This window comes from Kitasatospora sp. NPDC057518 (genome assembly GCF_042802075.1).
GTDB lineage: Bacteria > Actinomycetota > Actinomycetes > Streptomycetales > Streptomycetaceae > Kitasatospora.
This window is the reverse complement of sequence record NZ_JBHVEU010000571.1, coordinates 1-4,903: the sequence shown is the minus strand read 5'-3', so window position 1 is coordinate 4,903 and position 4,903 is coordinate 1. Positions and strand designations below refer to the sequence as shown.

The window sequence follows — 4,903 nt, the reverse complement described above, 5'->3', positions numbered from 1 at the left end:
GAGCCGGGCGCCGGCCGGGCTCCGCGCGCGCAGGGGGGAGGGGGTCAGGCGGCGGTGCCCTGGCGGCGGGCGCGGACGCTGGTGACCAGCTGGGCGCGGATGCGGGCGGGGACCTCGGGGGCGAAGCGGGCCAGGTAGTGGTTCAGGTGGGTCTCGTCGCCGGTGAGGAACGGCAGGTCGAAGACCAGCAGTTTGCGCACCGCGAGCAGCGGGACGGGGGCGCGCAGTGGCCGGAAGGAGTGGTTCCACAGGCCGGGTTCCTCGCAGACCGGGTGGAACTGGCCGATCATCAGGCCCTGTTCGACGAACTCGTCCTTGGCCTTGCGCTGGAGCTCGTCCAGCACGGTGGAGTCCTCGCGGTCCAGTTGGGGCAGCACCAGCAGGACGGTCAGCAGCTCGCGGTCGGACTCCTCCGCCAGGTCGGCGAGCAACGCGTCGTAGTGGGCGCGCAGTTCGGCCACCAGCGCGGGCAGGTCCCCGCCGGGGGAGGCGCCGGGGGAGGTGTCGGCGACGGCGATGTGGAACAGGCCTCGGCGCAGCGAGGGCTGGGTGTAGGGGCAGACCGGGCCGCTGCGGCCGAGGTCGGGGTGGGCGGTGGTGAGGAAGGCGCGGGCCCAGGCGAGGGTCTCGGCGGCCTCGGGGCTCGCGGCGGCGCGGCCGGCGTCGATGTGCTCGGCGCTGTACACGCGCAGCGCCCCGGTGACGGCGGCCGCAGCGGAGGGGGCGGTGGGGGCGACGGCGGCGGGGGCGGTCATCGGGGCCCCCGCCAGACCGGGGCCAGGCGGGGTCCGCCGCCGGGCAGGGCGAGGGCCTCGCCGAAGCGGGCGAAGCCGCCGCGGGCGAGCAGGCGGGCGCCGGACGGGGAGCTGGTCTCGGCGTAGGCGGCCTGGCCGGCGGTGTCGACCTCGGTGAGGAAGGCGTGCAGCAGGGCCCGCCCGGCGCGGGTGCCGCGGGCGCCGGGGCGTACCCCGACGAAGGCGAGGTAGTGGTGGGAGCGGTGGCGCGGGTGGCGCAGGGTCTGCAGGCGGGTGATGGCGGCCAGGCGGCGGGCCGGCTCGCCGTGGCCGGCGGCGTCGATCGCCTCGGCCAGGGCGGCGGTGGCGGCGCCGTCGCGCGGGCCCGGGGCCTCCCAGCGGCCGGGCGGCAGGAACAGCAGCGCCCCCAGCGGTTCGCCGTCCGTGGCGCCGCCGTCCGTGGCGCCGTCGCCGGCGGCCCGGTGGACGGCCAGCGCGCCCCCGTGGGCCAGGCACTGCTCGACGTGGACGCGGAAGAAGGCGGGCAGGACGCGGGCGCGGTGGTCGGGGTCGGGGAAGGCCCAGAGCATCAGCGCGTCGTCGGCGAAGGCGTCGGCGAGCGCGCGGGCCAGGGCGTCCTCCTCGCCCGGGCGGGCGGGGCGCACGACCGGCCGTACGGCGCTGTCGGCCGGCCCGGGGGGCGGTAAGGCGGTGCCCGCGGCGGCGGGCAGGGCGGTGGCGGTGGTCAACGGGCACTCTCCTCGAACGAGGGGGCGGACGAAGGGGAAGGAGCCGAAGGACTGGACGGAACACAGGGAGCGGACGGAGCAGAGGGAGCGGACGGAACGGTGGAGACAGGGGAACCGGTCGCCGAGGCGGCCAGCGCCGCCACCCGCGCGTGCAGCGGCGCCACCCACCCCTCCGCCTCCGGCTTGATCAGCACGCTGCGCAGCACCCGCGCCCCGTCCGCGTCCGCGCGCACGCCCGGGTGGCGGCGGGTGAAGTCGGCGGCGTCCACGCGCAGCACGCTCAGGTAGACGGGGTCGTGCTCGTCGGCCATGCCCTGGCGCAGGACCCGCTCGCTCGCGGCGTCGACCGCCGACAGCGCGGGCGGCCCGGCCGGGGTGGGGAAGTAGGTGACGATGTCCAGCTGCGGCCGCTGGTAGAGCGTCAGCTCCGCGCTGTCCTCGATCCGCCGCGCCCAGGCGAGGGCGGCGCGCCGGCTCGCGGCCAGCCCCGCGCCCAGCCCCCGCGCGGTGAGCGGCAGCAGCTGCAGGGTCAGCCACAGGGCGGCGGCCGAGGCCCCGGCGCGCGAGCACTCCAGGCTGATCTCGCCCAGGTGCAGCTCGGCGTCGGTGAAGTAGGTGTACGGGGAGTCGTGGGCGAAGTGCCGCCCGATGTCCGGGTCGGCGAACAGCACCGCCCCGCAGCCGTACGGCTGCAGGCCGTGCTTGTGCGGGTCGACGGTCACCGAGTCGCAGCCGGCGATCGCCCGCCACGGCGCCGTGTCCACGTCGAGGGAGGCGGCGAGCGCGTCGTCGGAGGCCAGCAGCGCGAAGAACCCGCCGTAGGCGGCGTCCACGTGCACCCGCGCCCCGTAGCGGCGGGCCAGCGGCAGGATCTCGTGCACCGGGTCGACGGCGCCCGCCCCGGTGGTGCCGCAGGTGACCACCACCGTGCCGACCCGCCCGGTGCGCAGCAGCTCCTCCAGCGCCCCGGTGTCCATCCGGCCCTCGGCGTCCGCCGCCACCGCGTGCCCCTGGACGCCCAGCACGTGGCACATCCGGCTGTGGGTGTAGTGGGCCTCGCGGCTGTACGCCACCCCCAGGCCCGGGTGGCTCTGGCGCGCCACGTACAGCGCCTCCAGGTTGGCGATGGTGCCGCTGCTGGTCAGGTGGCCCACGTGCGCGGGCAGCCCGAACATGGCGGCGAGCTGCGCGACGCACTCGCGTTCCATGTCGTTGGTGGCCGGTCCGCCCTCGTAGGCGTGGTTGTTGGGGTTGAAGCGCATCGCCGTCAGGTAGCCCACCACCGCCGCCGGGTGCGGCGGCTTGACCATCTGCCCGGCGTAGCGCGGATGGAAGAACGGGTAGTTGTGCTCCAGGCGCTCGGCGAAGCGCTCGAAGGCGGCCGCGAACGCCGCCTCGTCCACCAGGTGCGAGGGGTGCGGCTCCAGCGGCCCGAACCGCTCGCCCCACCGCTCGGCCACCTCGGCCGCCTTCGGCAGCCAGTACCGCAGGTCCACGCTCAGGCCCTTCCCCTCAAGTCCTTCGACAACGGGGGGCCGACGCGCGGGTGAGCAGCACGCCGGGCCCCTGGCGAGTACGAGCGTTCACCGCGTCCGAGTCCTTGAGCGTTCCTCGACCGCGTCCGCAGCCACCGTGGCCACCGCCCGCAAGGCGCCCGCAACACCCGCAGCTCACCCACCGCACCGCCCGCCGGCCCCACCCGCACCGCCCCGGCCCCCGCCGCGGGCACCCCCGCACCGCCCCCCGCACCGCCCCGTACGGCCCCAGCCGGACCCCACCGGGACCCGAGCCGCCGCTGCTGCAATCACCCCCGGACAAGGCCGCCCCACCCCACCCGGGCGAGGCCGGGGGAGCTCACGCGGGAGGAACGACGCGATGGTGACCAGACGCAGGATGATCGGCGCCGCCCTGGCGACCGGGGGAGGAGTCCTGCTCGTGCGCACCACGCTGCGCCCGGCCCCCTCCGCCGCCGCCGCCAAGGACGCCGGCCACGCCCACCCGGCCGGCGCCGCCGCCCCCGACCCCGGCCCCGACGCCGGCCCCGCGCTCGCGGAGAAGTTCACCACCGCCCTGCCGCTGCCCCCGGTGCTCAGCCCCGTCTCCACCGACGGCGGCGCCGACACCTACGCGGTGACCATGCTGCGCTCCTACGCCCGCGTCCTGCCCGGCCGCCGCACCGAGGTCCTCACCTACAACGGCGCCTTCCCCGGCCCCGTCATCCGCGCCCGCTCCGGGCGCCCGGTGGTCGTACGCCAGACCAACCTGCTCGACGACCCGGTCTCCGTCCACCTGCACGGCTCCGCCGTCCCCGTCGACAGCGACGGCGGCCCGATGAACCTGCTGGGCGCCGGCGCCACCCGCACCTACACCTACCCCAACGACCAGCCCCACGCGAGCCTGTGGTTCCACGACCACGCCCACCACCTGGAGTCCGAGCACGTCTACCGCGGCCTGGCCGGCACCTACCTGCTCACCGACGCCACCGAGGCCTCCCTACCGCTGCCCGCCGGCCGCTACGACCTGCCCATCGCCCTGCGCGACGCCCGCTTCGACACCGCCGGCAACCTCGTCTACCGGATGGACGACGCCGAGGGCCGCGCCACCGTCCTCGCCAACGGCCGCCCCTGGCCCAAGGTCGACGTCGCCGCCCGCCGCTACCGCATCCGCCTGCTCAACTCCTCCAACCTGCGCTTCTTCTCCCTGCGCCTGGCCGACGGCGGCCCCATCACCCAGATCGGCTCCGACGGCGGCCTGCTGGAACGCCCCCACACCACCGACACCGTCGACCTGTCACCCGGCGAGCGCGCCGACGTCGTCATCGACTTCTCCCGCTACCGCCCCGGCACCAGCGTCGTGCTCACCAACTCCATGCCGCCCGGCCCCGCCGAACACATCGGCCAGGTCCTGCGCTTCGACGTCGGCCGCCCCGCCCCCGACCCCTCCAGCGTCCCCGACCGGCTGCGCACCCTGCCCCCGCTGGGCCCGGTGGCCCGCGAGCGCACCATCGTGCTGAAGGTCGAGGAGGGCGGCGCGGGCGTGGCCCCGCTCGGCCTGATCGACGGCCGGCAGTACGACCCCGCCCGCGTCGACGCCGCCGTCGCCTTCGGCACCTCGGAGATCTGGACGGTCCACAACGCCAACACCGACATCCCGCACAACTTCCACCTGCACCTGGTGCAGTTCCGCGTCCTGCAGCGCAACGGCGCACCCCCCGGCCCCGAGGAGGGCGGCCTCAAGGACACCGTGCGCCTGATGCCCGGCGAGAGCGTGCGCCTGCACGCCACCTTCGATACCTACCGCGGCCGCTACCCCTACCACTGCCACCTGCTGGACCACTCCGCGATGGGCATGATGGCCCAGATGGAGATCGCCTGACACCCCGGTCCCGGGGCCGCCCGCCGACACCGCGCCGGACACGGG

Annotated in this window: 4 protein-coding genes; 1 reads left to right on the top strand and 3 read right to left on the bottom strand. The window is 76.4% G+C overall.

The annotated features are described in order from the left end of the window. Window positions 1-44 precede the first annotated feature (44 nt). From ACFU7Z_RS36225 to ACFU7Z_RS36215, 3 genes are read right to left on the bottom strand one after another with little or no spacing between them, the layout of a single operon-like run. A complete protein-coding gene (locus ACFU7Z_RS36225; protein WP_380782282.1) occupies window positions 45-755 on the bottom strand; it encodes a DUF6875 domain-containing protein in 711 nt (236 codons plus the stop codon). Next, window positions 752-1,483, bottom strand: a complete 732-nt coding sequence (locus ACFU7Z_RS36220) for a hypothetical protein (protein ID WP_380782280.1) — start codon at window positions 1,481-1,483, stop codon at window positions 752-754. Before ACFU7Z_RS36220 ends, ACFU7Z_RS36225 begins: the two co-directional genes overlap by 4 nt. Next, window positions 1,480-2,979 (bottom strand): pyridoxal phosphate-dependent decarboxylase family protein, encoded by a 1,500-nt coding sequence (locus tag ACFU7Z_RS36215; protein WP_380782278.1) that lies wholly within the window; start codon window positions 2,977-2,979, stop codon window positions 1,480-1,482. The genes ACFU7Z_RS36220 and ACFU7Z_RS36215 overlap by 4 nt, the downstream gene beginning before the upstream one ends. 379 nt (window positions 2,980-3,358) lie before the next feature. Between ACFU7Z_RS36215 and ACFU7Z_RS36210 the strand changes: the two genes are divergently transcribed. Next, the gene (locus ACFU7Z_RS36210) at window positions 3,359-4,858 is read left to right on the top strand and encodes a multicopper oxidase family protein (protein ID WP_380782276.1); all 1,500 of its coding nucleotides are present in this window, start codon (window positions 3,359-3,361) and stop codon (window positions 4,856-4,858) included. Window positions 4,859-4,903: the final 45 nt, after the last annotated feature.

Excerpts from the sequence above, each read along its gene's own strand:
- ACFU7Z_RS36225 (WP_380782282.1), bottom strand. The coding sequence starts at position 755 with ATGACCGCCCCCGCCGCCGTCGCCCCCACCGCCCCCTCCGCTGCGGCC.
- ACFU7Z_RS36210 (WP_380782276.1), top strand. The coding sequence starts at position 3,359 with ATGGTGACCAGACGCAGGATGATCGGCGCCGCCCTGGCGACCGGGGGA.